This is a genomic window from Rhodosalinus sp. FB01, assembly GCF_041365715.1.
Classification (GTDB): domain Bacteria; phylum Pseudomonadota; class Alphaproteobacteria; order Rhodobacterales; family Rhodobacteraceae; genus Rhodosalinus.
Window position 1 is genome coordinate 180864 of sequence record NZ_JBGFSH010000002.1, and the last position, 24292, is coordinate 205155.

Below are 24292 nucleotides of genomic sequence, written 5' to 3' on the forward strand. Positions count from 1 at the left end.
TCACGCCGTGCCGAGGCCAAGCCACGCCGGCAGATGCCCGATATCGGGCAGAACGACATCGGCGAGCGGTGCGAGCGACGCCTCGCCCGCCGGCCCGGTCAGCACCGCCACCGTCTGCATGCCCGCCGCGCGCCCGGCATGCAGATCGTGCGGGCTGTCGCCGACCATCACCACCCGCGATGGCGCGACCCCCGCCGCACGCGCGAAGGCGAGAAGCGGCCCGGGCGCGGGCTTGGCGCCATGACCGCTGTCGGCCCCCGCCACGAAGGCGAAGGCCTGCTCCACCCGCGCCGCGGCTAGATGCGCGCGCGCCGAGGCCTCGCTGTCGTTCGTCATGACGCCGAGGGTCATGCCCGCCGCCCCGAGCGCCTGCATCAGCGGCGCGAGCGGCACCGCCTCCGAGAGCGGCGCCTCGGCGGCGCGATCGGCCAGCCAGAGTTCGAGCGCGGCGGGGTCCGCGCCCGGAAGCGCCGCGGCCAGCAGTTCGGCCGCCTCGCGGTTGGTGCCCGCGATCACGGGACTTTCGGGCAGGAAGGCCCCGGCCGTCAGGTCGTAGCCCACCGCGCGGGCCAGAACGGTCGCCCGCGCCGGCGCGCCGCCCGACAGCGCGCCGATCACCTGCTCGGCCCAGGGGCCCCAGGTCGCCTCGAATCCGAACAGAGTGCCGTCCTTGTCGAACAGCACCGCGTCGGCGCGCCGCGCGGTCATGTCCAGTGCACCTGCGTACCGCCGGGAAGCCGCGCCCGCGCCTCGGCCGGGCGCGTGCAGGGATGGCCGGTGGCCTCGCAGAAGGCGGTCACCCAGAGATCGTCCATCAGCAGGAAGTCGAGGACGGCGGCCAGCGTCTCGGGGCGGTCGGCCTCGCTCCGCAGCGTGTCGGCGTCCAGCCCAGTGGCCCCCATGAACACGCCCAGAAGATCCGCATCGGCGGCAAGCCACGCCAGCGCCTCCGCGGCGAGCGCCTCTGCCGCGTCGTCGCTCATCGCCATGCCGATCCTCCTACCGAAAGATTTTCTTAACCAGTTTCATAAAGAGTGGGCATTAGGAAAGACAAGCGCGCCGCAACCGCGCGAGGAGCGAGCATGCCGGGCAGATTGCTCATCGTCGAGCCGGAAACAACCCGCCGCATCGCCTTGCGCGCGCGGCTCGCGGGCACCTTCCCCGACCCGGTCCTCGCCGCCGACGCGGACGAGGCGCGCGCGCTCACACGGGCGGACGCCCCGGATCTCGCGGTGCTCGGCGCCGGGCTGGCCGGCGCCGAGATCGAGCGCCTTGCCGCCACGCTCCGCACCCTGCCGGGCGAGGCCCCCGCGATCGTGGCGCTGCGGCCCGCCGCCGACGGCGCAGGCCGGCGCGCCGCCCTCGCCGCCGGGCTCGACGACGCCCTCCCGGATCTGCGCGACGGCGCGCTTCTCCTCGCGCGGCTGCGCAGCCTGCTACGCGACCGCGGCGACGGGCTCGCGCCGGAGGTGCGCCGCAGCGCCGAGGCGGCGATGGGCTGCGCCGAGGCAGCGGCGGGCTTCGCCCCCGCGCCGCGCATCGCGCACGTCGCCGCCGAAGGGGTGTGCGCACGGGCGCAGGCCGATGCGCTGTCCGCGGCGCTGGGCGTACCGGTCCCGCTCACGCCCGCCGCGGCGCTGCTGACGGCCCAGGGGCCCGCACCCGACGCGGTGCTGATCGGGCTGCCGCCCCACGCCGACGCGGAGCTGGAACTTCTTCCGGCGCTCCGCGCGCAGCACGCCCTGCGCCGCGCGGCCATCGTGGTCCATGGCGGCGACGCGGGCGGCCGCGCCGTCGCGCGCGCGCTCGACCTCGGGGCGCATGACGGAATGCCCGGCCCCTTCGAGGTCGAGGAGCTCGCCCTGCGGCTGCGGGGCAGGCTGGCCGCGAAGCGGCGCGCCGACCAGATGCGCGCGGCGCTCGAGGCCGGTCTTGCCGCGGCCGTCATCGACCCGCTCACCGGCCTGCACAACCGCCGATACGCGGTCCCGCAGCTTGCCCGGATCGCGGCGGCGGCGCGCCGGGAGGATAGGCCCTTCGCTGTGATGATCGCCGATCTCGACCATTTCAAGCAGGTCAACGACCGGCACGGCCACGCCGCCGGCGATGCCGTGCTGACCGAGGTCGCGCAGCGATTGCGCGCCGGGCTCGGGCCCGACGCTCTCGCAGCGCGGATCGGCGGCGAGGAATTCCTCCTCGTGGTGCCGGACATGCAGCGCCACGCGGCCGAGGCCGCGGCACGACGCCTTTGCGCCGCCGTCGCCGAAAGACCCTTCGCGCTGCCCGATGGCCAGGGTGCGGTGCGGGTGACGATCTCCATCGGTCTCGCCGTCGGGCCCGACCCGATGGCGGCGGGACATGCCGAACCCGAAGCGCTGCTCGTCCAGGCCGACCGCGCCCTCTATCGCGCCAAGGCGCGCGGACGGAACTGCGTCCGCCTCGGCCGCCCCGCCGCGTGACGCCCGACGCGCCTCAGGGGCGACCCGCGCCGCCATGGCGGCCGCCGCGCATGGCCTCGGCAAGCCGGTCGGCATAGCGCGCACGCTCTTCCGGGCGCATCGCCGCGATCTTCGCAAGAAGCGCGCGCCGACCGGCGTCCTGTACGAGACTCGCCGCCGCGAACTGGCGGGAGAGAAGCGCCTCGAACCGCTCGACCGAAAAGGGATCGTCCCGAAGGAGCGAAAGCGCCTCGTCAAAACTCGACCGTCGCGCCTCGCGGGTCATGCCGCCGGCCCGCAGGGCCTGCCGGATGTCCCGGCCCACAGCCAGGCGGTCCCTCACCGGCAGTGCCGCGACGTAGGGCCAGCCGCCGTCGCGTGCCATCGGCGCGCGCCCCTCGCCCCGCAGGGCGAAGCCCGCCACCATCCCCACCACGAGGAGATTGAGCGCAAGCGAGCCCACAAGCAGGATCCTCACCCAGAGCGGCGTCCCCGGGCGGCCGTCGCCGCCTTGGCTGCCGCGTTCCGCTTCCGACTCGGTCATCGCTCAAAGCTCCTCCAGCGCCAGCTCGAACCCGGCCGCGGGCCCGGGCATCGCCGCGCCGCCGCCCGCGAGGGCGGCGAGGCCACCGTCGAGCGCCCGCGGCGCCGCCACCCCGATCCAGACCCCGGCGAGCGCCGCCGCGGAGAGCCCCGCCGCCGCGGGCCAGCCGCCGAGCGTCCGCCAGATCTCCAGAAGCGGCCCCGGCGCCCGGGCGCGCCGCGAGGCGGGCGCGGGATACAAGGCAGCGGCATCGGCACGCACGCGCTCGGAGAGACCCGCGGGCGGCTCGGGCCTCGCGGCCCGAGCGGTAGCGAAATGGCGCTCGAGCAGCGCCTCGGTCTCGCGGTCGATGTCATTCATCGCGGTATCCCAGTGCATCGCGCCGCCCGGACAGACTGCGGGCGAGCGCTCTCTTGCCCCGGGCGGTGAGACTTTCCACCGCCTCGGGGCCGATCTCCATGATGCGGGCGATCTCGGCATTTCCAAGCCCCTCGATATGGCGCAGCACCACCGCCTGGCGCTGGCGCGGCGGGAGCGTGGCGAGCGCGGCCTGGAGCGCCTCGGCGCGCGCCGTCTCCTGCAAGGCCGCCTCGGCGCCCGGCCGCGTGTCCGCGGGCTCCGGCACCCGGTCGAGCGCGAGCGCGCCGCCCGGTCCCGGCCGGGCCGTCCGGCGCTGTCGGTCGATGCAGAGATTGGCCGTCACCCGGTAGAGCCATGTCGTCACCTTCGCTTCGCCCGCCCGCCACTCCGGCGCCACCCGCCAGAGCCGGAGCATCGCCTCCTGCGCCACGTCCTCGGCTTCGGCCGCATCGCCCAGAAGGCGGACGGCATGGGCGTAGACCACCGGCAGGAGCCGATCCGTCAGACGGCACGCGGCCGCCCGATCGCCCCGGGCGGTCGCGGCCAGCAGCGCCGCGTCGTCCAGTTCCGGGCCAGCGTCCTGAGGCATCGCCATGTCGCTCCGGCGTAGTCGCAAGTCCTGCCCGGCGCAATCGGCGGGAAGCGCGCCCCCGCCGGATGTGGCCCGCGCCGCCCGATTCAGGGCCGGCCGACCCCGCCGTGATGCGCCCCGCGCATCCCGCGGATGGCGGCGAACTCCTCCCGCGTGAGCGCGCCGTCGGAATTCGCATCGAGCCGCGTGAACATGCGGTCCGCGCCGCGACGCGCTGCAAGCTCGGCCCGGTCGAGCGCACCGTCGCCGTTCATGTCGAGCCGCGCCACCATGCGCGCGATGCGTTCGGCGCGACGCCGCTCGGCCGCCGCCTCGAGTTCGGCCGGCGAAAGCGTGCCGTCGCCGTCGGCATCGGCCGCGGCGAAACGGGACGCCGCGCGGGCCTCCAGCTCTTCGCGGGTGAGCCGGCCGTCGCCGTCGGCGTCGAGCGCCTCGAAACGGGGCATCTCCCGGGCGCCGTCTTGCGCGCGCGCCGCGCCGGCCGCGGAGGTCAGGGCGAGGGCCGCCAGCGCGCCGAGAAGGGCGGCGGGGGTCAGGAACGAACGGGTCATGTCTGTCTCCTTGGTGTCGCGTTTCGGTCAGGACCCGGGTCCTTTGCGTCCGGGGTCGCAGGCTGATACGACGCGCGGCGCGCGTTCCGTCGCCGAACGCCGCGGCAAGGTGGCCGCCGCGAGCGCGGCATCCCGCCGCAAGGACAGGCTGCCGCGTTTCGGGCAAGGGCATGGCAGGGCAGTGTTGGCGGCACGCGAGCGAGGTGAGACGATGCAAGATCACACGACCATTCCCGACCCGCGCCCGGCCCTTCCGGCGCTCTGGCACGGATGGCGGCGGCGCTGCCCGAGCTGCGGCCAGGGCCCGTTGCTTTCGGGTTACCTCGAGGTGCGCAACGCCTGCACCGTCTGCCGCGAGGAGCTGCACCATCATCGCGCGGATGACGGGCCCGCCTATCTCACGATCCTCATCGTCGGACACGTGATGGCGCCGCTTCTGCTCATGGTGTTCATGGCATGGCGACCCGAGCCGCTGGTGCTCTTCACCATCTTCGCGGTTGGCTGCGTCGGCCTCTCGCTGTATCTCTTGCCGAGACTGAAAGGGATGGTGGTGGCCTTCCAGTGGTCGCGGCTGATGCACGGCTTCGGCGAGGATCCGGCCTGACCCGCCATCCGGGGGGAGCCATGACCGCCGACAGCACGCCGATCCGCGACGCCGCCTCGGTGATCGTCCTGCGCGACCGGGCCACGGAGCCGCGCATCCTGATGGGGCAGCGCGGGGCGGCCGCGGCCTTCATGCCCAACAAGTTCGTCTTTCCCGGCGGCGCGGTCGATCCGCGCGACGCCGGGGTCCCGCTGGCCGAGGGGCTTCACGAGGTCTGCGCCGCGCGGCTGGCCGAGGACGCGGCGGCGAACCTCGGCCCCGCGCTCGCCGCGGCGGCCGTGCGCGAACTCTGGGAGGAGACGGGCCTCATCCTGGGCGCGCCCGGACGCTGGCAGGGCACGCCCGGCGTGGACTGGACGGAGTTCGCCGCCACCGGCCACGTGCCCAGCGCGGCGGGGCTCAGCTTCGTCTTCCGCGCGATCACTCCCCCGGGCCGGCCGCGCCGCTTCGACGCGCGCTTCTTCCTCGTGGACGCCGACCGGCTCGCCTCGGACCCCGACGATTTCAGCCGCGCGCAGGACGAACTGAGCCATCTGCAATGGGTGCCGCTCGCCCGCGCGCGGGAGGTGGACCTGCCCTTCATCACCGAGGTGGTCCTCGCAGAGGTGGCCGGGCGGCTCGCCGATCCCGGCCCGCCGCCCTCGGTCCCCTTCTTCCGGAACACCGACGAGGAAAGCCTGTTCCTGCGGCTGCGGGGCAAGAGCCCGCTCGCGGCGGGCTGAGGCGCGTCAGGCGACGAGGACGAGGCTCACCACGGAGGCCGAGAGCAGCGCGATCCCGGCGAGTTCCGTGCGGCTCACCCGCTCGCGGAACACGAGCACGGTGATCGCCAGCGAGAAGATGAGCTCAACCTGCCCCACGGCCTTCACGAGCGCCGCCGTCTGAAGCGTGAAGGCGAGGAACCAGCAGAAGCTGCCCGCCATGCTCGAAAGCCCGACCCAGAGCGCCACGCGGCGCGCGCCCCAGACCGCGGCGAGCTGGCCGGGCTCGCGGGCGCGCAGGTAGAACGCCATCCCGATCATCTGCGCCGCGGTCACGGCCGCCAGCGTGACGCCCGCGCGGAGGAGCGGGTCTTCGCTCGCCACCTCGAGGGTCGCGCCGCGGTAGCAGACGGAGGAGATCGCGAACAGGAACCCCGAGCCCAGCCCGAGCGCCGCGGCGCGGTTGGCCAGGCGCCGCCAGCCGCGCACCACCTCGCCCGGCGCGGCCGAAAGGAGCCGGACGCCGAAGAGCCCGAGCAGGATCGCGGCGAAGGCCGCCCAGGAGATGCGCTCGCCCAGAAGCGCAACCCCCACGACCGCCGTCTGAACGACCTCGGTCTTCTTGAAGGTGATGCCGACAGCGAAGTTCCGCGCCCCGAAGAGCGCGACCACGCAGGCCGTGGCCAGCACTTGCGCGGTGCCGCCGGCCAAGGCGTAGGCCCAGAAAAGCGCGCCGGTTGCAGGAAGGCCGCCGCCGGTGACTGCGAGGTAGGCCGAGAGCGCGAGCGTCACCAGCGGCGCGGAGTAGGCGAAGCGCGCGAAGGTCGCGCCGACGGTGCTGAGCGCGCCCATGCGCAGCACCTTCTGCAGCGTGAAACGCAGGGTCTGGAACGCGGCGGCCAGGAGGGTGACGAGGATCCAGAGCTCCATCGCTTCCTACTGGCGCGGTTTCAGCCCCTTGGCCAGAGCGGATGCGGCACGGGATCCTTGGCGCGGCGGAAGTACCGCGCGAACACCTCGCCATAGCTCGCGTAGCGGTAGCTGTCGTTCCGCGCGAGGTAATGCGCGCGATTCGCGGCATAGACCGCGGGAAGCCGGTACCAGGGCACGCGCGGGTGCAGGTGGTGCACGACGTGCAGGTTGTTGTTCAGGAAGAGCAGGGAAAGCGGCCCGCGATCCTCCACGATCACGGTGCGCGCGCGGGGTTTCTCATGCGCCTGGTGTTCGAGGAAGGTGCGGATCTTCAGGATCGAGAGCGCGCCGTAGACCGAGGCGAGATAGGCCCACCACGGCATCGCCGCGACCGCGCCCATCCAAAAGACCACCAGCGCCACCGCCGGCACGTGCAGGAGCCAGCCGGCCAGCACCCGGCGGTCGCCCGCGCGGATCGCGCGCCAGTCGGCGGCCATGAAGGCCCACTGCCCGATGGCGGGCCCCACCAGAAGCCGCCCGGCGAGCGTGTTGTTGAACGCCAGCAGGCGCTTCTGCCACGCGGGCAGCCGCGCCCAGACCCGCGGATCGCGGTAGTTGCTTTCCGGATCGTCGTATGGGTCGGTGATGATCGCGTCGTTGTGGTGGGCGAGATGCGTGTCCTTGAAGCGCAGGTAGGGCACGACGAGCGTCAGCGCGGGGAAGACCAGCGCCGCGTTCAGAAGCGGATTGCGGAACGGATGGCCGTGCAGCACCTCGTGGCTGAGCGAGGAGTGCAGCGCCCCCGAAAGCGCCACCAGCACGATGCCGAGAGGAAGCCAGAACGCCGCGGCCCAGGTGGTGCCGAGCGCCCAGACGCCGTAGGCACCGACCAGAAGCGCGAGCGTGGGCCACTCTACCCTCCGGGCGGTGCGGGGATGCGCGCGGGCGTCCGGAGGGGCCTTGGCGGAGAGAACGGGCCGCGAAAGGTCCGTCGTCGCCGCCCGGGCATCCGGGCACAGGGCGTCACGTTGCAAGCCGCGTGGTTGCGTCGTCATTCACGTCTCCGATTGTCTGAAACCGCAGAACGAGTATCAGCGGACGATGTGCTGCGGAATTCCGTATGTGATTAACAAAACGCCGCGAACGTGATACAAATCACCACATGACGCAGATTATCGACAAACGCCGCCGCGCGGAACAATTCCGCCAACGGCTCCGCCAGGCGATGGACGTCACGCAGACCAGCCAGAGCGCGCTCGCCCGCGCGATCGGCGTGGACCGCTCCACCGTCTCGCAGCTTCTCAAGGAGGGCGGCGCGCGGCTCCCGAACGCGCAGGTGGTCGGCGAATGCGCCGCGGCGCTGCGCGTCTCGGCGGACTGGCTGCTCTCGCTCTCCGACCGGCCCGAAAGCGCGGCCGAGATCATGGCCAATTCGCTCACCCTGACAGAGGCGCCCCGGGCGCTCGTGGACGAGCAGATCTTCGCCTGGCATCGCGAGGCGGAGGGCTACAAGATCCGCCACGTTCCCGCCGGGCTGCCCGACATGCTCAAGACCCAGGCGATGCTCGAATGGGAGTATTCGCCCCATCTGGGCCGCACCGCGCAGCAGGCGATCGGCGCCGCGCAGGACCGGCTGGCCTGGATGCGGAGCGCGCAATCGGACTACGAGATCGCGATGCCGCTTTTCGAGATCGACAGCTTCGCCGCCGCCGAAGGGTATTATTCCGGCCTGTCACGAGAGATTCGCCTGGGCCAGATCGACCGTCTGCTGGAGCTCAACGACCAGTTCTATCCCCGGCTGCGGATCTTCCTGTTCGATGCGCGGCGCGTCTATTCCGCGCCGGTCACGGTGTTCGGGCCGATGCTGGCGGTGCTCTATGTCGGGCGGAACTACCTCGCCTTCCGCGACAGCGCGCGGGTGCAGGCCTTCGTACAGCATTTCGACTGGCTCGTGCGCGAGGCCACGGTCTCGGACCGCGACTTCGCCGCACATCTCGCCCCGCTGCGCGCCGCGCTCGCCTAGACGCGCGACCTTGCAGGGAGGGCTCTTGCCCTTTTCCTTTCGCCCGGCTGCGGGCAAGACTGCGCGGGGAAAGCCAGCAAAGGGAACGACACGGATGGCGGAACGCATGGTCGGGGTGATCGGGGGCTCAGGTCTCTACGAGGTGGAGGGGCTTGCGCAGCCGCACTGGCGCACGGTCGAGACACCCTGGGGCGCGCCCTCGGATTCGGTCCTGACCGGACGGCTCGACGGCGTGGCCATGGCGTTCCTGCCCCGCCACGGGCGCGGCCACCCGCTCGACCCCGCCTCGGTGCCCTATCGCGCCAACGTCGCGGCGATGAAGATGCTGGGCGTGACCGACCTCGTCTCGGTCTCGGCGGTGGGCTCGTTCCGCGAGGCCATGAAGCCCGGCGACTTCGTGATCGTGGACCAGTTCATCGACCGCACGAAGGGCCGGGCGCAAAGCTTTTTCGGCCCCGGCTGCGTGGCGCATGTGAGCCTCGCCCACCCCACCTGTCGCCGGCTGATGGACGCGGCCGAGGCCGCCGCGGCGGCGGCGGGCGCGACCGTGCACCGGGGCGGCACCTACCTCGCCATGGAGGGCCCGCAGTTCTCCCCCCTGGCCGAAAGCCGCCTCTACCGCGAGGTGTGGGGCGCGGACGTGATCGGCATGACCAACCTGCCCGAGGCGCGCCTCGTGCGGGAGGCGGAGATCTGCTACGCCTCCGTCGCCATGGTCACAGATTACGACAGCTGGCATCCGGACCACGGGGAGGTCGAGGGGACCGAGATCCTGAAGACCGCCGCCGCCAATGCCGAGACCGCGCGCCGCATGCTCGCCGCGCTGCCCGGGCTTCTGGGCCCGCACGCGCCCTGCCCGGAAGGGTGCGACCGGGCGCTCCAACACGCGATCATCACCGCGCGGGACGCCCGCGACCCCGAGATGGTGGGCCGGCTGCGCCCGATCGCGGGCCGGGTGCTGGATTGACACCGCAAGCACGCCGACGCGCGCCGCGCCCCCACATTCCTGCAGGAAGAGTTTCTCATGAACGACGTCAAGGATTACATCCGCACCATCGTGGACTTCCCCCATGAAGGAATTCTCTTTCGCGACGTGACGACGCTGTTCGCCGACCCGCGCGGGTTTCGCATGGCGGTGGATCGGATGCTGCATCCCCATGCCGGCCGGCGCATCGACATGGTCGCGGGCCTCGAGGCGCGCGGCTTCATCCTGGGGGGCGCCGTCGCGCACCAGATCGGCGCGGGCTTCGTGCCGATCCGCAAGAAGGGCAAGCTTCCGGCCGCCACGATCTCGGAAAGCTACACGCTCGAATACGGCGAAGCGGTGATGGAGGTGCACGACGACGCGATCGCGCCCGGCCAGTCTGTGCTGATCGTCGACGATCTGCTGGCCACCGGCGGCACCGCCGAGGCCGGCATCCGCCTCATGGAGCGGTTGGGCGGCGACATCGTCGGCTGCGCCTTCGTGATCGAACTGCCGGAACTTGGCGGACGCCGCAAGCTCGAGGCGCTGGGCATGGACGTGCACGCGCTTTGCGCGTTCGAGGGCGCTTGAGACCCCCAGGACCGCATGCGCCGCCACAAATTCGTGAGGCGCGCGCAAGTCGGCTCGACAGGCCGCGGGGACCGCGATAGCCAGCTATGCAACCCGTCCAAGATCGTGCGAGTGCCGTGACAATCCTGCCTGCCCTGGCTCGTCTTTGCCTTCTCGTCACCGCGCTTGGCCTTGCGGGGTGCGCCGCACCGCGCGAGGGCCCGCCGCCCCCCGGCACCGCCGCCGAGATCGATGAGCTGCGCCTCGGGCTTCTGGCGCTCGGCCCCGACGTCGACCCCGAAGAGGCCGCCCGCGCGGCGCGGCTGACCTATGACACGACGCATCGCCTCGCCCTCGAATACCGGATCGTGGATCCGCCACTCGTGCACAACGCGAAGGTGAATGCGGGTCTTAAACCGCGCGGCCTTTGCTGGCACTGGTCAGTGGATCTGGGCGCGCGGCTCGAGCAGGAGAACTTCGAGACGCTCGAGGTGCATTACGCCATCGCCAACGCCTTCAACCCCTTCCGGATCGAGCACAGCACGGCCATACTCAGCAGCCGCGGCGACAGCATGTATGACGGCATCGTCGTGGATCCGTGGCGCAAGGGCGGCGTTCTCTTCTGGTTGCCGATCGCGGAGGATGTCCGCTACGACTGGCAGCCGCGCATGGAGGTGTTCGCGCGCAAGCGCGCGGTGCAGGAGCGGCGCGAGGAGCTTGCCGCGCGCGAAAGCTTCTAAGGCAGGCGCGCGTCAGGCCCGCAGCATGGCGCCCGGGTTCATGATGCCCATCGGATCGAGCGCCGCCTTGATCGCGCGCATCGCGGCCAGTTTCGCAGGGTCGGCGTAGCGCTCCAGATCCTCGACCTTGAGGCGCCCGACGCCGTGCTCGGCACTGACCGACCCGCCGAGCGCGTGCACCAGGTCGTGGACGCAGCGCTTGATGTCGTCGCGCCGGGCCGCGTGGTCCGCGCGCCCCTGCCCCGGGACGGGAAAGACGTTGTAGTGCAGGTTGCCATCGCCCACATGGCCGAAGCAGTTGAGGCGGAACGCCCCGATCTTCGCCAGCGCGGGGCCCGCGCGGTCGATGAATTCGGGGATCGCGGCCAGCGGCACGGAGATGTCGTGGCTCGAGATCGCGCCGATGTGGCGGTTGGCCTCGGGTATGCGCTCGCGCACCGCCCAGAACTCGGCGCGCTGCGCCTCGGACTGCGCCACGATCCCGTCATCCGACAGACCCGCCTCGAGCGCGTGTTCGAAAAGCGTCTCCAGTGCCGCAGCGGGGTCGAGCCCGCGGGGCAGCCCCACCTCGATCAGCACCGACCATTCCGGCGGCTCCGGCCAGGGCAGGCGCGTCTCGGGCATGGTCTCGGCCAGGAAGTCGAAGCCCTGCCGGTGCATCAGTTCGAAGGCGCTGATCCCGTCGCCGAGCTGGTCGCGGGCCAGCGCGAGCAGCGCAAGCGCGGCCGCGGGGCTTTTCACGGCCAGAAGCGCCGTGCCTTCGCCCGCCGGGCGCGGGTGCAGCGCGAGCGAGGCCGCGGTGATCACGCCGAGCGTGCCCTCGGAGCCGATCAGCAGGTCACGCAGATCGTAGCCCGCGTTGTCCTTCCTGAGCGGCGTGAGGCCGTGCCAGAGCGAGCCGTCGGGCAGCACCGCCTCGAGGCCGAGGCAGAGCGCCCGGGCGTTGCCGTAGCGCAGCGTGTTGACGCCGCCCGCGTTGGTGGCCAGAAGCCCGCCGATGCGCGCACTGCCTTCCGAGGCGAGCGAGAGCGGGAAAAGCCGCCCGGCGCCGGCCGCGGCGGCCTGCACGTCAGCGAGGATCGCGCCCGCCTCGGCCACGAGGACGTTCTCTTCCGGCGTGACCGAGCGGATCGCGGTCATCCGCTCCAGCGACAGGATGACCGGGGCGGGGCCCTCCGGCGCGATCTGCCCGCCCACCAGCCCGGTGCCGCCGCCATAGGGCAGGACCGGCACCCGTGCCTCCGCGGCGGCGCGGATCACGGCCGCGACCTCCTCGGCGCAGGCGGGGCGCACCAGCACGCCGCCCTGCCCCTGCCAGCGTCCGCGGGGCTCTTCGAGATAGCCCGGCGCGAGCGGGCCGATCGCGCCCGCCCCCAGCCGTGCGGAAAGGCGTTCCGCGAAGCCGGCGTCGGCGGAGACGAGATGGGGCTGGCCGTCCGCCATCACTCGTCCCGCAGCCAGGCGGGCTGGAGGAAGACGACGGTGGGCCGGTCCGGAAGCGTGGCGAGGCTGATGTCGATGTAGGGCGCGCCCTGGTCCACGATGGCGAATTCGTCGGCCATGCCCGCGCGGAACGCGCCCAGAGAATGGCCCGAGAACCAGTGCATCGGCAGCACGACCGAAGACCGCAGGCGCTTCAGCGTGGCGACCATGTCCGACAGCCGAAGCGTATAGCCCCCGTCCACCGGCGCCATCACGACATCGAGCCGTCCGAGCGCGGCGAACTGTTCGTCGGTGGGAACGTGGTGCAGGTGCCCCAGATGCCCGATGCAGAGCCCCGCCACCTCGAAGACGAAGATCGAATTGCCTTTGGGTTCGTCGGCCCCGCCGAAGCCCGAGCGGATGTCGGTGGACACGTTGCGCACCAGCATCTCGCCGAGATCGAGGTGATGGTCGACTCCTTCCCCGAACGCCGCCCCCCAGCCGCGCAGCACATGGGGGATCGCCGGGTCGGGGTTGGCCGTCCAGTGGGTTTCATGGGCGTGGTTCATCGTCACGACATCGGGAATGAGCGCGGTGTTCCCGATGAATCCGGTGTAGTCCGTGACCGCCGTAAGCCCGCCATGGGTACGCAGCAGAAAGGAGGCGTGCGCGATGAAATGCAGCCGCACCGTGTTTTCTGGCAAGGGCTCGGTATGGGAGGCCGTGCCGCCTGCCGCGTGGGTGCCCTCGTGGGCGCGCCAGAGGCGTTCGGGCCCGGCGGCCGAAGCGCGGTGCAGGTAGTGTAGCCCCGGCGCCTGCTCGGCGACGGCGATGCAGTGGCTGGCGCGGCGCTCCTGCGCGGCGGCCGGCAGGGCGAAAAGGACGAGCGCGACGGCAACGGCAATCCGGATCATCAGGGCACCTCCTGATTGAAACGATAGCACGGATGGCGCGATCCTCCATCCGAAGGTGTCCCTCGGCCCGGCCGGTCCGCGGGCGCCGCGCGGCCCGGGACCGCCGTGTCCGCGCAGCGCCCGTTCATCCCGCATCCGTCCGGCCCCGGCGATCGGCGCGCAGCGCCGCGTAAAGCACATGGGTGCGCCATCGCCCGGCGATCTGAAGATAGCTCTGCGCGACACCCTCGTATTTGAAGCCCGCGCTTTCCAGAAGCCCGCGCGAGGCGACGTTCTCGGGCAGGCAGGCGGCCTCGATCCGGCTGAGGTCGAGCCGGTCGAAGGCGTGGTGGACCACCGCGTCGATCGCCTCGCGCATGTAGCCCTGCCGCGCGTAAGGCGCGCCCGTCCAGTAGCCCAGCGTCCCCGACTGCGACGGCCCGCGCCGGATGTTGTCGAGCGTGATCGCCCCCACGAGGACCTGATCGTCGCGCCGGATCATGAAGAGCGGCACGCCGGTGCCGCCCGAGACCGCCCGGCTGGCCCAGTAGACCCGGTTGGTGAAGGCCTTGCGCGAGAGGTGGTCCGTGGCCCAGGCGGGTTCCCAGGGCGCGAGGAAGGCTTCGCTGTTGCGGCGCAGCGTGGTCCAGTTGCGGAAATCGGCGTGCTGGGGCGGGCGCAGGGTCAGCCGCTCGGTCTCGAGCCGCACCGTACGCCGCGCAAGAAGCATCACGCCGCCCGTCGCGCCTGCAAGTCGTCGAGGCCGGGCGCGCCCGCGACGGGCCCGTAAAGCGTGAGCGCGGCGCGCGACCCGGTGACGAGCCGCGCACCGAAATCGCGCACGTCACCGGTGGTGACCGCATCGACCCGCGCCACGGTGTCCTCGACCGTGGGCACCTCGCCCCAGATCTGCACCATGCGTGCGAGGCGCTCGGCACGGTTCGACGGGCTTTCGAGGCCCATCAGCAACCCCGCCTTCATCTGCGCGCGCGCCCGCGCCACCTCGTCCGGGGTCATGTCGTCGGCGGCGCGCTTCATCTCGTCGAGTGTGATCCGCGCGAGCCCCCCAAGCTGGTCGCCGCCGGTGCCAGCATAGATCGTCATCATGCCGGTGTCGGCATAGGCGCCGGCCTGGGCGAAGATCGTGTAGCAGAGGCCGCGCCGCTCGCGCAGTTCCTGAAACAGGCGGCTCGACATGCCGCCGCCGAGTGCGACGGAATAGACCTGCGCGGCGTAGACCTCGGGATCGGTCTGCGCAGGGCTTTCGAAGGCCAGGGCGAGATGCGCCTGCTCGAGCGGTTTCTCGCAGCGCATTTCGCCGCCGCGGAACTCGGCGCCGGCGGGCGCGGGCGCCTCGCGCGGGACGAGATGCCCGAACCGGTCCCCGGCCGCGCGCAGCAGCCAGTCATGGTCGATATCCCCCGCCGCGGCGAGGATCATCCGCCCGGGCCCGTAATGCTCGGCCACGAACCGCGCGAGGTCCTCGCGCCCGAAACGGCCCACCTTCTCGGCGGGGCCGAGGATCGGCCGCCCGATGGGCTGGCCGGGATAGGCCACTTCCTGAAGCCAGTCGAAGATGATGTCGTCGGGCGTGTCGAGCGCCTGGCCGATTTCCTGAAGGATCACGCCGCGCTCGAGCTCGATCTCGCGCTCCTCGAAGCGCGGCGCGAGCAGGATGTCCGAGATGAGGTCGAGCGCCAGCGGCACGTCCTCGCCCAGAACCCGTGCGTAGTAGGCCGTGGCCTCGCGCGAGGTATAGGCGTTGATGTAGCCGCCCACGTCCTCGATCGCCTCGGCGATCTGCAGCGCCGTGCGCCGCTCCGTGCCCTTGAAGGCCATGTGCTCGAGGAAATGGGCGATGCCGTTCTGCTCTTCCCGCTCGTCGCGCCCGCCGGCGCAGACCCAGATGCCGATGGCGGCGGATTGCAGCCCGGGCATGTGTTCGGAAACCACGCGCAGGCCGTTGGGCAATGTGTCGAGTCGGGTCGTCAATTCCGGATACGCTCTCTTACGATGTCTTCCAGCGCGGCGAGGTCGTTGGGCGCCTCGGTCACGCGTTCGTCAAGCTCATAAAGGTTCGCCATGCGCGGGGGAAGCCCCGGGCGGATCCCGGTGGCCTTTTCCACCGCGTCGGGAAACTTCGCCGGGTGCGCCGTGGCGAGCGTGACCATCGCGGTGCCGGGCTCCCGCAACTCCTCGGCGACCTTCACCCCCACCGCGGAATGGGGGCAGAGAAGCTCCCCGGTCCGGCCGAGCGTGCGCTCGATCGTCTCGAGCGTCTCCGCCTCGGTGGCGCGGCCCGAGGCGAAGACCTCGCGCAAGCGCTGGAGCGCGCCCTGGCTGACCGCAAAGCCGCCCTCGGTCTTCAGCTCGTCCATCAGCGCGGCCACGGCGCGGCCGTCGCGGTCATAGGCGTCGAAGAGCGCGCGCTCGAAGTTCGAACTCACCTGGATGTCCATGGACGGGCTGACCGAGGGGATCACCGCCTCGGTGCGGTACTCGCCGGCGGCGAGGCACCGGTGCAGGATGTCGTTCTGGTTGGTGGCGACGACCAGGCGCTCGATCGGCAGCCCCATGGCGCGGGCCACCCAGCCCGCGAAGACGTCACCGAAATTCCCGGTGGGCACCGTGAAGCTGACGGGGCGGCCGGGCGCGCCGAGGCTGGCCGCGGCGGAGAAGTAGTAGACGACCTGCGCGAGGACCCGCGCCCAGTTGATCGAGTTGACGGCGCCCAGCCGCACCGCGTCGCGGAAGGCGAAATCGTTGAACATGTCCTTCACGCGCGCCTGGCAGGCGTCGAAGTCGCCGTCGAGCGCGATCGCGTGGACGTTCTCTTCCACCGGCGTGGTCATTTGCCGGCGCTGCACCTCCGACACCCGGCCGTTCGGGAAAAGGATGAAGACATCCACCGCCTCGAGCCCGCGGAACGCCTCGATCGCCGCGCTGCCGGTGTCGCCGCTCGTCGCGCCCACGATGGTCACCCGTTCGCCCCGGCGCTTGAGCGCCGTTTCGAAGAGCTGCCCGATGAGCTGCATCGCGAAGTCCTTGAAGGCCAGCGTGGGCCCGTGGAAGAGTTCGAGCAGGAAATGGTTCGGCGCCAGCTGCTTGAGCGGCGCGCGTGCCGCGTGGCCGAAGCCCGCATAGGCGCGCGATGCAAGCTCGGCGAAGGCGTCCTCGGTGAAGCTTTCCGAGACGAAGGGATACATGACGCGCACCGCCGCCTCCTCGTAGGGAAGCCCCGCCAGCGCGGCGATGTCGCCCTCGGCCATGCGCGGGATGGCCTCGGGCACATAAAGCCCGCCGTCGCGCGCAAGCCCCGTCAGCATCGTGTCCTCGAAGCCAAGAACGGGCGCCTGCCCCCGCGTGGAAACGTATCTCATGACCGGGTGTCCCTCCGTCCCGTCCTGCCGAGCGTGCGCCAGACAAGAAACATGCTCATCGCCGCCCAGACCGCCGCCAGCCCGAACCAGGTGACCGCGTATTCGAGGTGATCGTTCGGGATGCCGGCAGTGTCCACCGGCAGCGGCGTCAGGCCCGGCGCCGAAAGCGACGTTTCCCGCACCACGACGAGCACCGGCTCGGTTCCGAGCGCCTCCGCCATCCGGGGCACGTCGCGCGCGAACCAGATGTTCGCATCGGGGTCGGGCTCCGGCGTGAAGCCGTCCACCTCGTCGGGCCAGTGCAGGTTGCCGACGATATCGGCCGCGCCGGTCGGGCGATCGGCCTCCTTGGCCTCGTTGCGCACGTAGCCCCGATCGACCATCACGCGCCGCCCGGCCTCGGTCGAAAGCGGCGCGATCACGCGAAAGCCCGCCCCCTCGGCCCGCGTGGAGACGAGGACGTGCAGCTCGTCCTCGCCGATCTCGCCCGACACCGCGACGGGCAGGTAGCGGTCCGCCTCGGGATCCGGCTCGGCCGGCAGCGGCACGGGCTCCGCCGCGATCCGGGCCTCGATGTCGGCGAGCACGCCCTCCTTCCACGCCAGCCGCTGGACCTGCCAGACGCCGAGCGCGATCAGGACGGCGGTGCCGAGGATGCCGATGAGCAGCGGGCCGAGGATACGGCGCATGACGAACTCTCCCGGAACGGATCGGGGCGCGCGACCCCTGCCCGCGCGCCCCGTCTTGAACCTGCCCGCGACCGGATTTGCAACCGGACGCGGCACCTTTCGGCCCGCCGCGGGTCAGATGCCCCAGATGTAGACGGCGAAGAAGAGGAACAGCCAGACCACGTCGACGAAGTGCCAGTACCAGGCCGCCGCCTCGAAGCCCATGTGGTTCTCGGCGGTGAAATGCCCGGCCCGCACCCGCAGGTAGCACACGAACAGGAAGATCGTGCCGATGATCACGTGCAGGCCGTGGAATCCCGTGGCCATGAAGAAGTTCGAGAAGAACTTGTCCCCGCCGAAGGTCCAGTCCTGCTCGACGAGCAGGTAACGGTACTCGTAGGCCTGAAGCGCGGTGAAGGCGACGCCCAGGATCACGGCGATCAGAAGCCCGTTCGCCACGTCCTTGCGGGGCCCGTTGTGCACCAGCGCGTGGTGCGCCCAGGTGACCGCGGTCCCGGACAGCAGAAGCACGAGCGTGTTGATGAGCGGCAGGTGGAACGCGTCCACCTGATAGAATTCCGGCGGGACGTAGCTGGAGCCCGCGTATTCGTTCATCGGGTAGATCGCGTGCTTGAAGAAGCTCCAGAACCAGGCCGCGAAGAACATCACCTCGGACATGATGAAGAGGATGAAGCCGTAGCGCAGCCCGATGAGCACCACCGGCGTGTGATCGCCCTGCAGGTTCTCGGCCACCGTGTCGGCCCACCACGCATACATGACGTAAAGCACCAGGGCGAAGCCGATCAGTGCCATCCACGGGCCGCTGCCGTGCATCCACAGAACGGCCCCGAACAGCATCACGAAAGCCCCGACCGCGCCGAGGAACGGCCAGATGGAGGGGTTCAGGATGTGATAGTCGTGGTTTTTCTCATGCGCCATTACGGGTCCCTCGCTAAAGCGCTTACTTCACTGTCGTCGCGTCCGGCTGCGTCAGCGCGGCCTGGGTGGTCGCGTCGGGCAGCGGAATCTCGTGGAACGTATAAGAGAGCGTGATGTGCGGCAAATGCTTGGCGTCGCGGTCGTCGACGATGTCGGGGTCCACGAAGAAGGTCACTGGCATTTCCACCCTCTCGCCGGGTTGCAGCACCTGCTCCTCGAAGCAGAAGCAGTCGATCTTGGCGAAGAACCCGCCCGCCTCGAAGGGCGCCACGTTGTAGCTTGCCGTGCCGGCCACCGGACGGTCTGTCGGGTTGTAGGCCTCGTAGAAGGCCAGCCCCGTCTCGCCGATGCGCACCTCCATGCTGCGCTGTATCGGGCGGAACTCCCACGGCATGTCGCGAGCCTTTGACGCGTCGAACCGCACGGTGATCGTCTGATCGAGGATCACGTCAGAATCGGCACCTGCCCGGCTCGTCTCCCCGCCATAGCCCGTGACCCGGCAGAAAAGGTCGTAAAGCGGCACCGACGCCCATGCCATCGCGCCCATGAAGAGAAGCGCCGAGCAGACCTGCACGACCGTCCGGGTCTTGGGCTCGAGCGCGGCGAATGGATTGCGCAGGCTCATCCGTATCCCTCCTCCAGCTTGGGCGGTTCGTACTCGCCCTCCGACACCTTGGCGACCGTCACGGCGAAAACGATGATGACGAGCGCGGCGAGCGCGAGGCCCACGCCGAGATTGCGCCCGAGACGGCGCTTATGCAGGTCGTGCGTCCGGCTCAGAGCCATGCCCACACCCCCAGCCGTGTCAGCCCGGCATCGACGAGGATCGCGCCGAAATGCGCGAAGAGATAGATCAGCGACAGCCGGAAGAAGCGCTTCTCCACCGCGTAGGAATCCGCCTCGGCCGTCGCCTCGTCGCGCTGCCAGATGCGCCACGCCCCGACAAGGAACATCGCGTTCAGCACCACCGCGGCGGCGAGGTAGACCGGCCCGCCGATCGGCGTCGCCGCCACCCAGAGCGCCAGCGCGGCCAGCGCCACGGTATAGGCGAAGACGTGCCGCCGCGTCGACCGGCGGCCGTGGGTCACGGTCAGCATGGGCACGCCCGCGTCGTCGTAGTCGGACCGCATGAAAAGCGCGAGCGCCCAGAAATGCGGCGGCGTCCACATGAAGATCAGCGCGAACATCAGCCACGGCTCTAGGCTCGTGCCGCCCGTCGCCACGGCCCAGCCGATCACGGGCGGAAAGGCGCCCGCCGCCCCGCCGATGACGATGTTCTGCGGCGTCGAACGCTTCAGCCACATCGTGTAGACGACCGCGTAGAAGAAGATCGTGAAGGCGAGCAGACCGGCGGCGAGCCAGTTCGCCGCGAGACCGAGCAGCACCACCGACAGCCCCGACAGACCGAGCCCGACGGCAAGCGCCTCGTCGGGGGTCACGAGCCCGGCCGGCACGGGGCGCCGGCGGGTGCGGCGCATCACGGCGTCGATGTCGGCGTCCCACCACATGTTGAGCGCGCCCGAGGCGCCCGCGCCGACCGCGATGAAGACGATCGCCGCGAAGCCGATCACCGGATGCACGCCGCCCGGCGCGGCCAGCAATCCGACGAGCGCGGTGAACACCACCAGCGACATCACGCGCGGCTTCAGCAGCGCGAAATAGTCGCCGAAGCCCGCTTCCTGCGGTCCGCTCGCACTCTGGAGGCTGACGTCGGTCATGGTCTTCCTTCGATGGCGGCGGGCCGCGCAGGGCCCGCCTGTCGAGACGTGCGCCGGCTTACTCCGCCGCGGCCACGTCGTAGGCCGCGGGCTGTCCCGCGTATTCCGCCCGCGCGCCGTCGAGCCACTGCTCGTAGGCCTCGGGGCTCACGACCTTCACCGTGATCGGCATGTAGGCGTGGTCCTTGCCGCAAAGCTCGGAGCACTGGCCGAAGTAGACGCCCTCCTTCTCGGCGTTGAACCACAGCTCGGCCAGGCGGCCGGGAACGGCGTCCTGCTTCACGCCGAAGGCGGGGATCGTCCAGGAATGGATCACGTCGGCGGCGGTCACCTGCATCACGACGGTCGCGCCGCTCGGGACCACGACGGCCGTATCCGTGGCCAGAAGGTACTCGTTCTGGCTGTAACCGTACTCCTCGAGCTGGTCGCGCTGCAGCATGAAGCTGTCGAAGGCGAAGCCCTCGTCGACGTATTCGTACCCCCAGAACCACTGGTAGCCGGTCACCTTGATGGTGATGTCGGCCTCGGGAATCTCCTGCTGCTTGAAGAGCACGGGCAGCGAGAAGGACCCGATGAACACCAGGATCACGATCGGCACGACGGTCCAGGCGACCTCGATCGGCGTGTTGTGGGTGAATTTGGCGGGCTCGGGGTTGCGGCGGCGATTGTAGCGCACGATCGAGACCGCCAGCAGCGCGGTGACGAACAGCACGATCGCGGTGATGATCAACATGAGCATCCCGTCGAGCCACTGCAGGTCGCGTGCGAGCTCGGTCGCCGCGGGCTGGAACCCGGTGGCGCGGTCCACCGGGCGGCCGATGATCTCCAGCCCTTCGGTGGCGGCGTTCATGTCCTGCGCGGCTGCGGGAAGGGCGGTCATCGCAGTCAGAGCGGCGGAAAATGTCTTGATCGGTCGCATGAATCACCCTGATCGTTGGCTGGCACTGGTCCCGGCTGGCGGGGCGGTGGGTGCCGGTTGTCTCGCGGCTGGTAGAAACCATATTCCGAGAGACAGATAAAGCACCATCCTTGCGGCAAAGGGCCGCTTTTTTTGATCTGGATCAAATCCGAGGACCGTAAGCCAATGTCGCACAGCGCTTTCCGCCCCTTCGATACGCATCTCGACCGCGACGCGACGCTCGCCGCGCTGCGCGCCGCCACGGACGGCGCCGATGACGGCGAGATCTTCCTCGAACGGGCCAGAAGCGAAAGCCTCGTCTACGACGACGGGCGCCTTCGCAGCGCCTCCTACGACGCCTCCGAAGGATTCGGGCTGCGCGCGGTGCGGGGCGAGGTCACGGGCTATGGCCACGCCACCGAGATCAGCGCCGCGGCGCTCGACCGCGCCGCCGAGACCGCGCGGCTTGCGGTCGGCGCGGGCGGCGGCACCTGGTCGGAGCCGCCCGCGGCCACGAACCGGCACCTATATTCCGACATCGACCCGATCGCCGGCGCCGAGTTTCCCTTGAAGGTCGAGACGCTCCGCGCCATCGACGACTACCTGCGCGCGGCCGACCCGCGCGTGGTGCAGGTGACGGCGAACGTGGCCGCCGCGTGCCAGGAGGTCGAGATCCTGCGCCCCGACGGGACCCATGTGCGAGACGTGCGGCCGATGGCGCGCCTCAACGTCTCCGTGATCCTCGAGGAGAACGGCCGCCGCGAAGCGGGCAGCGCCGGCGGCGGCGGCCGCATCGGCCTCGAGTCGCTCATCGACCCCGCGGCCTGGCGCGAGCGCGCCGACGAGGCGCTTCGGATCGCGCGGGTCAACCTGCGCGCCGAGCCCGCGCCGGCAGGCGTCATGGACATCGTGCTCGGCCCCGGCTGGCCCGGCATCCTGCTGCACGAGGCGGTGGGCCACGGGCTCGAGGGCGACTTCAACCGCAAGGGCAGTTCGGCCTTCGCCGGGCTGATGGGAAGCCAGGTCGCGGCGAAGGGCGTCACCGTCGTCGATGACGGCACGCTTCCCGATCGCCGCGGCTCCATCACCGTGGACGACGAGGGCACGCCCAGCGCCCGGAACGTGCTGATCGAGGACGGTGTCCTCGTGGGCTTCCTCCAGGATCGGCAGAACGCGCGGCTGATGGGCGTGGCGCCCACCGGGAACGGACGACGCCAGAGCTTCGCCCACGCGCCGATGCCCCGCATGACCAACACGATCATGGAAGGCGGCGATGCCGACCCGGAAGCGATGATCGCCGAGTTGAAGGACGGCATCTACGCCGTGGGCTTCGGGGGCGGCCAGGTCGACATCACCAACGGCAAGTTCGTCTTCTCCTGCACCGAGGCCTACCGCGTGAAGAACGGCAAGATCGGCGCGCCGGTGAAGGGCGCCACGCTGATCGGCGACGGCGCGACGGCGCTGCGCAACGTGCGCGCGGTCGGCAACGACATGGCGCTCGATCCGGGCATCGGCACCTGCGGCAAGGACGGGCAGTGGGTGCCCGTGGGCGTGGGCCAGCCGAGCGTGACGATCGGCGGGCTGACCGTGGGCGGCGCGCAGGCGGGGTGATCGACTCCGCCCGCTGGCCGGCGCTGCGCACGAAACCGGTCGCGCGGCCGCCCCTTCAACGGCTCGCCGCCGCTGCGCTCGCCGCATGGATCGCGCCGCCGGCGGCCGGTGCGGCGCTGCTGGTGCTGGGCAACCTTTTGCCGCCGGGGCCCGGCCCGACGGCTCTGAGCGTCGAGGGCTTCTTTCTCGTGTCGTCGGTGCGACTGTCCTGGGCGGGCCTCCTGGCCGGCGTGCCGCTGTCAGTGCTGGCGCTGCGCGCGGGGTTGGCCGGCTGGGCCGTGGCGCTGGGGGCCGGTGCGGCGCTGGGTGTGGGCGCAGGCCTTGCGGTCGGGCTCGAGCCCGGGATCGTGCTGCCCGGTTCGGTCATGGCAGCCGCCGCCTACTGGCTGACGCTGCGCGGGGCGATCGGGCCGGACCGGATGAGACCCGAGGACCGCTGACGCCGCGACCAGAGTTTACGCGCCATTAACCCTCGAGGGCCTACAAGCGATTCTGCAAGACGGCGGAGCGGCGATGGCCGGAACATCAGTTTCTTCCACTCACCCCCCACTCCCACACACCATGGAAGACGACGTGGTCACGTGGCTTCGCCTCTTGCGCTCGCGGCGGGTGGGGCCGACCACGTTCCACAGGCTCATGGCGGAGCACGGCTCGGCGGCGGCCGCGCTTGACGCGCTGCCCGGGATCGCCCGCGCCGCCGGGATCGAACACTACCAGCCCTGCCCCCCCGGCGTCGCGCAGGCCGAACTTGCGGCAGGGCACGCGGCCGGCGCGCGGCTCCTGCGCTTCGGACAACCGGGTTATCCGGCCGCGCTCGCCGATCTGCCGGATGCGCCGCCCGCGCTCTGGGCGGTCGGACGCCCCGACAGCCTCGCGCGGCCGCTCGTCGCACTCGTGGGGGCGCGAAACGCCTCCTCGCTCGGCACGCGGATGGCCCGCGCGCTGGCGCGCGGCCTGGGCGAGGCGGGCTATGCCGTGGTCTCGGGCCTTGCCCGCGGGGTCGACACCGCCGCGCATCACGCCGCGCTGGAAACCGGCACGATCGCCGTGCTGGCAGGCGGCGTCGACGTCGCCTACCCTTCCGAAAACGCGGAGCTTTTCCAGATGATCGGGCGGCAGGGGCTGCGGCTTTCGGAACAGCCCCCCGGCCGGGTCCCGCAAGCGCGCCACTTCCCCGCGCGCAACCGCATCATCTCGGGGCTGGCGCGCGCGGTCGTCGTGGTGGAGGCGGCGGCGCGATCGGGCAGCCTGATCACCGCGCGCGCCGCGCTCGACCAGGGGCGCGAGGTTCTGGCCGTGCCCGGCCACCCGTTCGACGCGCGCGCCGCGGGCTGCAACATGCTGATCCGCGACGGGGCGCGGCTGGTGCGCCGGGCCGAGGACGTGATCGAGGCGATAGGGCTGCCCGGGGACCACCCGACCGGCCAGCCGGACCTGCCCCTGGCGCCGCCCGCGGCCCGGACATCGACGGAGGCGGGAGGGTCGCCGCCCGCGGTGCCGCATTGCGGTGTCCCGCGGGGCACCGCATCGCTCCGGGACGACATACTGGACAGGCTGGGCCCGTCCCCACTGGCCGAGGATCAGCTTGTGCGCGACCTCGCGCGGCCCGCGGCCGAGGTCGCCCCCGCGCTTCTGGAGCTCGAACTCGACGGCCGGATCGCGCGGCGGCCGGGCGGCCTTCTCACCCGGACCTGACGGGCCCGGCGGGCGGCAGGGCCTCGCGGCGCCGATTGACTCGAGGGGCTTGCACGCCAAGTGTTGCGC

General features: G+C 71.3%; 29 protein-coding genes. 10 read left to right on the top strand and 19 right to left on the bottom strand.

The window, feature by feature from the left end:
• Both AB6A65_RS03570 and AB6A65_RS03575 read right to left on the bottom strand, forming a co-directional pair.
• Positions 1-708, bottom strand: a complete 708-nt coding sequence (locus AB6A65_RS03570) for an HAD family hydrolase (RefSeq protein WP_371036983.1) — start codon at positions 706-708, stop codon at positions 1-3.
• Complete coding sequence (locus AB6A65_RS03575) at positions 705-989, bottom strand: DUF3572 domain-containing protein (RefSeq protein ID WP_371036984.1); 285 nt, start codon at positions 987-989, stop codon at positions 705-707. The genes AB6A65_RS03570 and AB6A65_RS03575 overlap by 4 nt, the downstream gene beginning before the upstream one ends.
• Positions 990-1082: 93 nt before the next feature.
• Here AB6A65_RS03575 and AB6A65_RS03580 point away from each other — a divergent pair, with 93 nt between their 5' ends.
• Positions 1083-2459, top strand: coding sequence for a diguanylate cyclase (locus AB6A65_RS03580; protein ID WP_371036985.1), 1377 nt, complete (start codon positions 1083-1085; stop codon positions 2457-2459).
• A gap of 13 nt (positions 2460-2472) precedes the next feature.
• Here AB6A65_RS03580 and AB6A65_RS03585 read toward each other — a convergent pair whose 3' ends face one another.
• The 4 genes from AB6A65_RS03585 to AB6A65_RS03600 all read right to left on the bottom strand — a co-directional run bounded on the left by AB6A65_RS03585 (position 2473) and on the right by AB6A65_RS03600 (position 4485).
• Complete coding sequence (locus AB6A65_RS03585; protein ID WP_371036986.1) at positions 2473-2982, bottom strand: periplasmic heavy metal sensor; 510 nt, start codon at positions 2980-2982, stop codon at positions 2473-2475.
• A 3-nt stretch (positions 2983-2985) separates the two neighbouring features.
• Positions 2986-3342, bottom strand: a complete 357-nt coding sequence (locus AB6A65_RS03590; protein ID WP_371036987.1) for a hypothetical protein — start codon at positions 3340-3342, stop codon at positions 2986-2988.
• Positions 3335-3937, bottom strand: coding sequence for an RNA polymerase sigma factor (locus AB6A65_RS03595; RefSeq protein ID WP_371036988.1), 603 nt, complete (start codon positions 3935-3937; stop codon positions 3335-3337). Before AB6A65_RS03595 ends, AB6A65_RS03590 begins: the two co-directional genes overlap by 8 nt.
• A gap of 83 nt (positions 3938-4020) precedes the next feature.
• On the bottom strand, positions 4021-4485 hold the full coding sequence (locus AB6A65_RS03600) for an EF-hand domain-containing protein (RefSeq protein ID WP_371036989.1): 465 nt from the start codon (positions 4483-4485) through the stop codon (positions 4021-4023).
• Positions 4486-4696: 211 nt separating this feature from the next.
• Here AB6A65_RS03600 and AB6A65_RS03605 point away from each other — a divergent pair, with 211 nt between their 5' ends.
• Together AB6A65_RS03605 and AB6A65_RS03610 are read left to right on the top strand one after the other, a co-directional pair.
• A complete protein-coding gene (locus tag AB6A65_RS03605; RefSeq protein WP_371036990.1) occupies positions 4697-5089 on the top strand; it encodes a DUF983 domain-containing protein in 393 nt (130 codons plus the stop codon).
• A gap of 20 nt (positions 5090-5109) precedes the next feature.
• Complete coding sequence (locus tag AB6A65_RS03610; protein ID WP_371036991.1) at positions 5110-5811, top strand: NUDIX domain-containing protein; 702 nt, start codon at positions 5110-5112, stop codon at positions 5809-5811.
• A gap of 6 nt (positions 5812-5817) precedes the next feature.
• On the opposite strand, the gene AB6A65_RS03615 is transcribed toward AB6A65_RS03610, so the two are convergent.
• A complete protein-coding gene (locus AB6A65_RS03615; protein ID WP_371036992.1) occupies positions 5818-6720 on the bottom strand; it encodes an EamA/RhaT family transporter in 903 nt (300 codons plus the stop codon).
• A 20-nt stretch (positions 6721-6740) separates the two neighbouring features.
• The gene (locus AB6A65_RS03620; RefSeq protein ID WP_371036993.1) at positions 6741-7757 is read right to left on the bottom strand and encodes a fatty acid desaturase; all 1017 of its coding nucleotides are present in this window, start codon (positions 7755-7757) and stop codon (positions 6741-6743) included.
• 107 nt (positions 7758-7864) lie between these two features.
• On the opposite strand from AB6A65_RS03620, the gene AB6A65_RS03625 reads away from it, so the two are divergent.
• The 4 genes from AB6A65_RS03625 (at position 7865) to AB6A65_RS03640 (ending at position 10999) form a co-directional block, all read left to right on the top strand.
• Positions 7865-8725, top strand: coding sequence for a helix-turn-helix domain-containing protein (locus AB6A65_RS03625; protein WP_371036994.1), 861 nt, complete (start codon positions 7865-7867; stop codon positions 8723-8725).
• Positions 8726-8819: 94 nt separating this feature from the next.
• Positions 8820-9692: an S-methyl-5'-thioadenosine phosphorylase gene (locus AB6A65_RS03630; RefSeq protein WP_371036995.1), complete on the top strand. Its 873-nt coding sequence runs from the start codon at positions 8820-8822 to the stop codon at positions 9690-9692.
• 57 nt (positions 9693-9749) lie between these two features.
• Positions 9750-10280 carry an adenine phosphoribosyltransferase gene (locus AB6A65_RS03635; protein ID WP_371036996.1) on the top strand — a complete coding sequence of 177 codons (531 nt, stop codon included), beginning with the start codon at positions 9750-9752 and terminating at the stop codon, positions 10278-10280.
• A 116-nt stretch (positions 10281-10396) separates the two neighbouring features.
• Entirely contained in the window at positions 10397-10999 is a 603-nt protein-coding gene (locus AB6A65_RS03640; protein WP_371036997.1) for a hypothetical protein, read from the top strand.
• A 12-nt stretch (positions 11000-11011) separates the two neighbouring features.
• Here AB6A65_RS03640 and AB6A65_RS03645 read toward each other — a convergent pair whose 3' ends face one another.
• From AB6A65_RS03645 to coxB, 11 genes are all read right to left on the bottom strand, one after another.
• Entirely contained in the window at positions 11012-12442 is a 1431-nt protein-coding gene (locus AB6A65_RS03645) for an FAD-binding oxidoreductase (RefSeq protein ID WP_371036998.1), read from the bottom strand.
• On the bottom strand, positions 12442-13335 hold the full coding sequence (locus tag AB6A65_RS03650; protein WP_371036999.1) for an MBL fold metallo-hydrolase: 894 nt from the start codon (positions 13333-13335) through the stop codon (positions 12442-12444). The genes AB6A65_RS03645 and AB6A65_RS03650 overlap by 1 nt, the downstream gene beginning before the upstream one ends.
• A 124-nt stretch (positions 13336-13459) precedes the next feature.
• On the bottom strand, positions 13460-14044 hold the full coding sequence (locus tag AB6A65_RS03655) for a GNAT family N-acetyltransferase (RefSeq protein WP_371037243.1): 585 nt from the start codon (positions 14042-14044) through the stop codon (positions 13460-13462).
• Positions 14044-15306, bottom strand: coding sequence for a M16 family metallopeptidase (locus AB6A65_RS03660; RefSeq protein WP_371037000.1), 1263 nt, complete (start codon positions 15304-15306; stop codon positions 14044-14046). The genes AB6A65_RS03655 and AB6A65_RS03660 overlap by 1 nt, the downstream gene beginning before the upstream one ends.
• On the bottom strand, positions 15303-16694 hold the full coding sequence (thrC, locus tag AB6A65_RS03665) for a threonine synthase (protein ID WP_371037001.1): 1392 nt from the start codon (positions 16692-16694) through the stop codon (positions 15303-15305). The genes AB6A65_RS03660 and thrC overlap by 4 nt, the downstream gene beginning before the upstream one ends.
• Entirely contained in the window at positions 16691-17383 is a 693-nt protein-coding gene (locus AB6A65_RS03670; RefSeq protein ID WP_371037002.1) for an SURF1 family protein, read from the bottom strand. Before AB6A65_RS03670 ends, thrC begins: the two co-directional genes overlap by 4 nt.
• 114 nt (positions 17384-17497) lie before the next feature.
• Positions 17498-18301 (bottom strand): cytochrome c oxidase subunit 3, encoded by an 804-nt coding sequence (locus tag AB6A65_RS03675; RefSeq protein ID WP_371037003.1) that lies wholly within the window; start codon positions 18299-18301, stop codon positions 17498-17500.
• A gap of 22 nt (positions 18302-18323) precedes the next feature.
• Positions 18324-18926, bottom strand: coding sequence for a cytochrome c oxidase assembly protein (locus tag AB6A65_RS03680; RefSeq protein WP_371037004.1), 603 nt, complete (start codon positions 18924-18926; stop codon positions 18324-18326).
• Positions 18923-19087 carry a hypothetical protein gene (locus AB6A65_RS03685; RefSeq protein ID WP_371037005.1) on the bottom strand — a complete coding sequence of 55 codons (165 nt, stop codon included), beginning with the start codon at positions 19085-19087 and terminating at the stop codon, positions 18923-18925. The genes AB6A65_RS03680 and AB6A65_RS03685 overlap by 4 nt, the downstream gene beginning before the upstream one ends.
• Positions 19078-20019: a heme o synthase gene (gene cyoE, locus AB6A65_RS03690; protein ID WP_371037006.1), complete on the bottom strand. Its 942-nt coding sequence runs from the start codon at positions 20017-20019 to the stop codon at positions 19078-19080. Before cyoE ends, AB6A65_RS03685 begins: the two co-directional genes overlap by 10 nt.
• A 58-nt stretch (positions 20020-20077) precedes the next feature.
• Positions 20078-20899: a cytochrome c oxidase subunit II gene (coxB, locus tag AB6A65_RS03695; protein WP_371037007.1), complete on the bottom strand. Its 822-nt coding sequence runs from the start codon at positions 20897-20899 to the stop codon at positions 20078-20080.
• 204 nt (positions 20900-21103) lie between these two features.
• On the opposite strand from coxB, the gene tldD reads away from it, so the two are divergent.
• From tldD to dprA, 3 genes are all read left to right on the top strand, one after another.
• On the top strand, positions 21104-22528 hold the full coding sequence (gene tldD, locus AB6A65_RS03700) for a metalloprotease TldD (RefSeq protein WP_371037008.1): 1425 nt from the start codon (positions 21104-21106) through the stop codon (positions 22526-22528).
• Positions 22525-22968, top strand: coding sequence for a hypothetical protein (locus AB6A65_RS03705; RefSeq protein ID WP_371037009.1), 444 nt, complete (start codon positions 22525-22527; stop codon positions 22966-22968). Before tldD ends, AB6A65_RS03705 begins: the two co-directional genes overlap by 4 nt.
• Positions 22969-23041: 73 nt before the next feature.
• Complete coding sequence (dprA, locus tag AB6A65_RS03710) at positions 23042-24223, top strand: DNA-processing protein DprA (protein ID WP_371037010.1); 1182 nt, start codon at positions 23042-23044, stop codon at positions 24221-24223.
• The last annotated feature ends 69 nt before the right edge of the window (positions 24224-24292 follow it).

What these genes read in the sequence shown, in the direction of transcription:
- AB6A65_RS03670 (WP_371037002.1), bottom strand. Translation starts at nt 17,383, where the DNA reads ATGCGCCGTATCCTCGGCCCGCTGCTCATCGGCATCCTCGGCACCGCC.
- cyoE (WP_371037006.1), bottom strand. Translation starts at nt 20,019, where the DNA reads ATGACCGACGTCAGCCTCCAGAGTGCGAGCGGACCGCAGGAAGCGGGC.
- AB6A65_RS03580 (WP_371036985.1), top strand. Translation starts at nt 1,083, where the DNA reads ATGCCGGGCAGATTGCTCATCGTCGAGCCGGAAACAACCCGCCGCATC.
- AB6A65_RS03685 (WP_371037005.1), bottom strand. Translation starts at nt 19,087, where the DNA reads ATGGCTCTGAGCCGGACGCACGACCTGCATAAGCGCCGTCTCGGGCGC.
- AB6A65_RS03630 (WP_371036995.1), top strand. Translation starts at nt 8,820, where the DNA reads ATGGCGGAACGCATGGTCGGGGTGATCGGGGGCTCAGGTCTCTACGAG.
- AB6A65_RS03605 (WP_371036990.1), top strand. Translation starts at nt 4,697, where the DNA reads ATGCAAGATCACACGACCATTCCCGACCCGCGCCCGGCCCTTCCGGCG.
- AB6A65_RS03595 (WP_371036988.1), bottom strand. Translation starts at nt 3,937, where the DNA reads ATGGCGATGCCTCAGGACGCTGGCCCGGAACTGGACGACGCGGCGCTG.
- AB6A65_RS03635 (WP_371036996.1), top strand. Translation starts at nt 9,750, where the DNA reads ATGAACGACGTCAAGGATTACATCCGCACCATCGTGGACTTCCCCCAT.
- AB6A65_RS03680 (WP_371037004.1), bottom strand. Translation starts at nt 18,926, where the DNA reads ATGAGCCTGCGCAATCCATTCGCCGCGCTCGAGCCCAAGACCCGGACG.
- AB6A65_RS03570 (WP_371036983.1), bottom strand. Translation starts at nt 708, where the DNA reads ATGACCGCGCGGCGCGCCGACGCGGTGCTGTTCGACAAGGACGGCACT.
- AB6A65_RS03590 (WP_371036987.1), bottom strand. Translation starts at nt 3,342, where the DNA reads ATGAATGACATCGACCGCGAGACCGAGGCGCTGCTCGAGCGCCATTTC.
- AB6A65_RS03625 (WP_371036994.1), top strand. Translation starts at nt 7,865, where the DNA reads ATGACGCAGATTATCGACAAACGCCGCCGCGCGGAACAATTCCGCCAA.
- AB6A65_RS03675 (WP_371037003.1), bottom strand. Translation starts at nt 18,301, where the DNA reads ATGGCGCATGAGAAAAACCACGACTATCACATCCTGAACCCCTCCATC.
- AB6A65_RS03610 (WP_371036991.1), top strand. Translation starts at nt 5,110, where the DNA reads ATGACCGCCGACAGCACGCCGATCCGCGACGCCGCCTCGGTGATCGTC.
- dprA (WP_371037010.1), top strand. Translation starts at nt 23,042, where the DNA reads ATGGCCGGAACATCAGTTTCTTCCACTCACCCCCCACTCCCACACACC.
- thrC (WP_371037001.1), bottom strand. Translation starts at nt 16,694, where the DNA reads ATGAGATACGTTTCCACGCGGGGGCAGGCGCCCGTTCTTGGCTTCGAG.
- tldD (WP_371037008.1), top strand. Translation starts at nt 21,104, where the DNA reads ATGTCGCACAGCGCTTTCCGCCCCTTCGATACGCATCTCGACCGCGAC.
- AB6A65_RS03650 (WP_371036999.1), bottom strand. Translation starts at nt 13,335, where the DNA reads ATGATCCGGATTGCCGTTGCCGTCGCGCTCGTCCTTTTCGCCCTGCCG.
- AB6A65_RS03655 (WP_371037243.1), bottom strand. Translation starts at nt 14,044, where the DNA reads ATGCTTCTTGCGCGGCGTACGGTGCGGCTCGAGACCGAGCGGCTGACC.
- coxB (WP_371037007.1), bottom strand. Translation starts at nt 20,899, where the DNA reads ATGACCGCCCTTCCCGCAGCCGCGCAGGACATGAACGCCGCCACCGAA.
- AB6A65_RS03620 (WP_371036993.1), bottom strand. Translation starts at nt 7,757, where the DNA reads ATGACGACGCAACCACGCGGCTTGCAACGTGACGCCCTGTGCCCGGAT.
- AB6A65_RS03645 (WP_371036998.1), bottom strand. Translation starts at nt 12,442, where the DNA reads ATGGCGGACGGCCAGCCCCATCTCGTCTCCGCCGACGCCGGCTTCGCG.
- AB6A65_RS03615 (WP_371036992.1), bottom strand. Translation starts at nt 6,720, where the DNA reads ATGGAGCTCTGGATCCTCGTCACCCTCCTGGCCGCCGCGTTCCAGACC.
- AB6A65_RS03585 (WP_371036986.1), bottom strand. Translation starts at nt 2,982, where the DNA reads ATGACCGAGTCGGAAGCGGAACGCGGCAGCCAAGGCGGCGACGGCCGC.
- AB6A65_RS03575 (WP_371036984.1), bottom strand. Translation starts at nt 989, where the DNA reads ATGGCGATGAGCGACGACGCGGCAGAGGCGCTCGCCGCGGAGGCGCTG.
- AB6A65_RS03600 (WP_371036989.1), bottom strand. Translation starts at nt 4,485, where the DNA reads ATGACCCGTTCGTTCCTGACCCCCGCCGCCCTTCTCGGCGCGCTGGCG.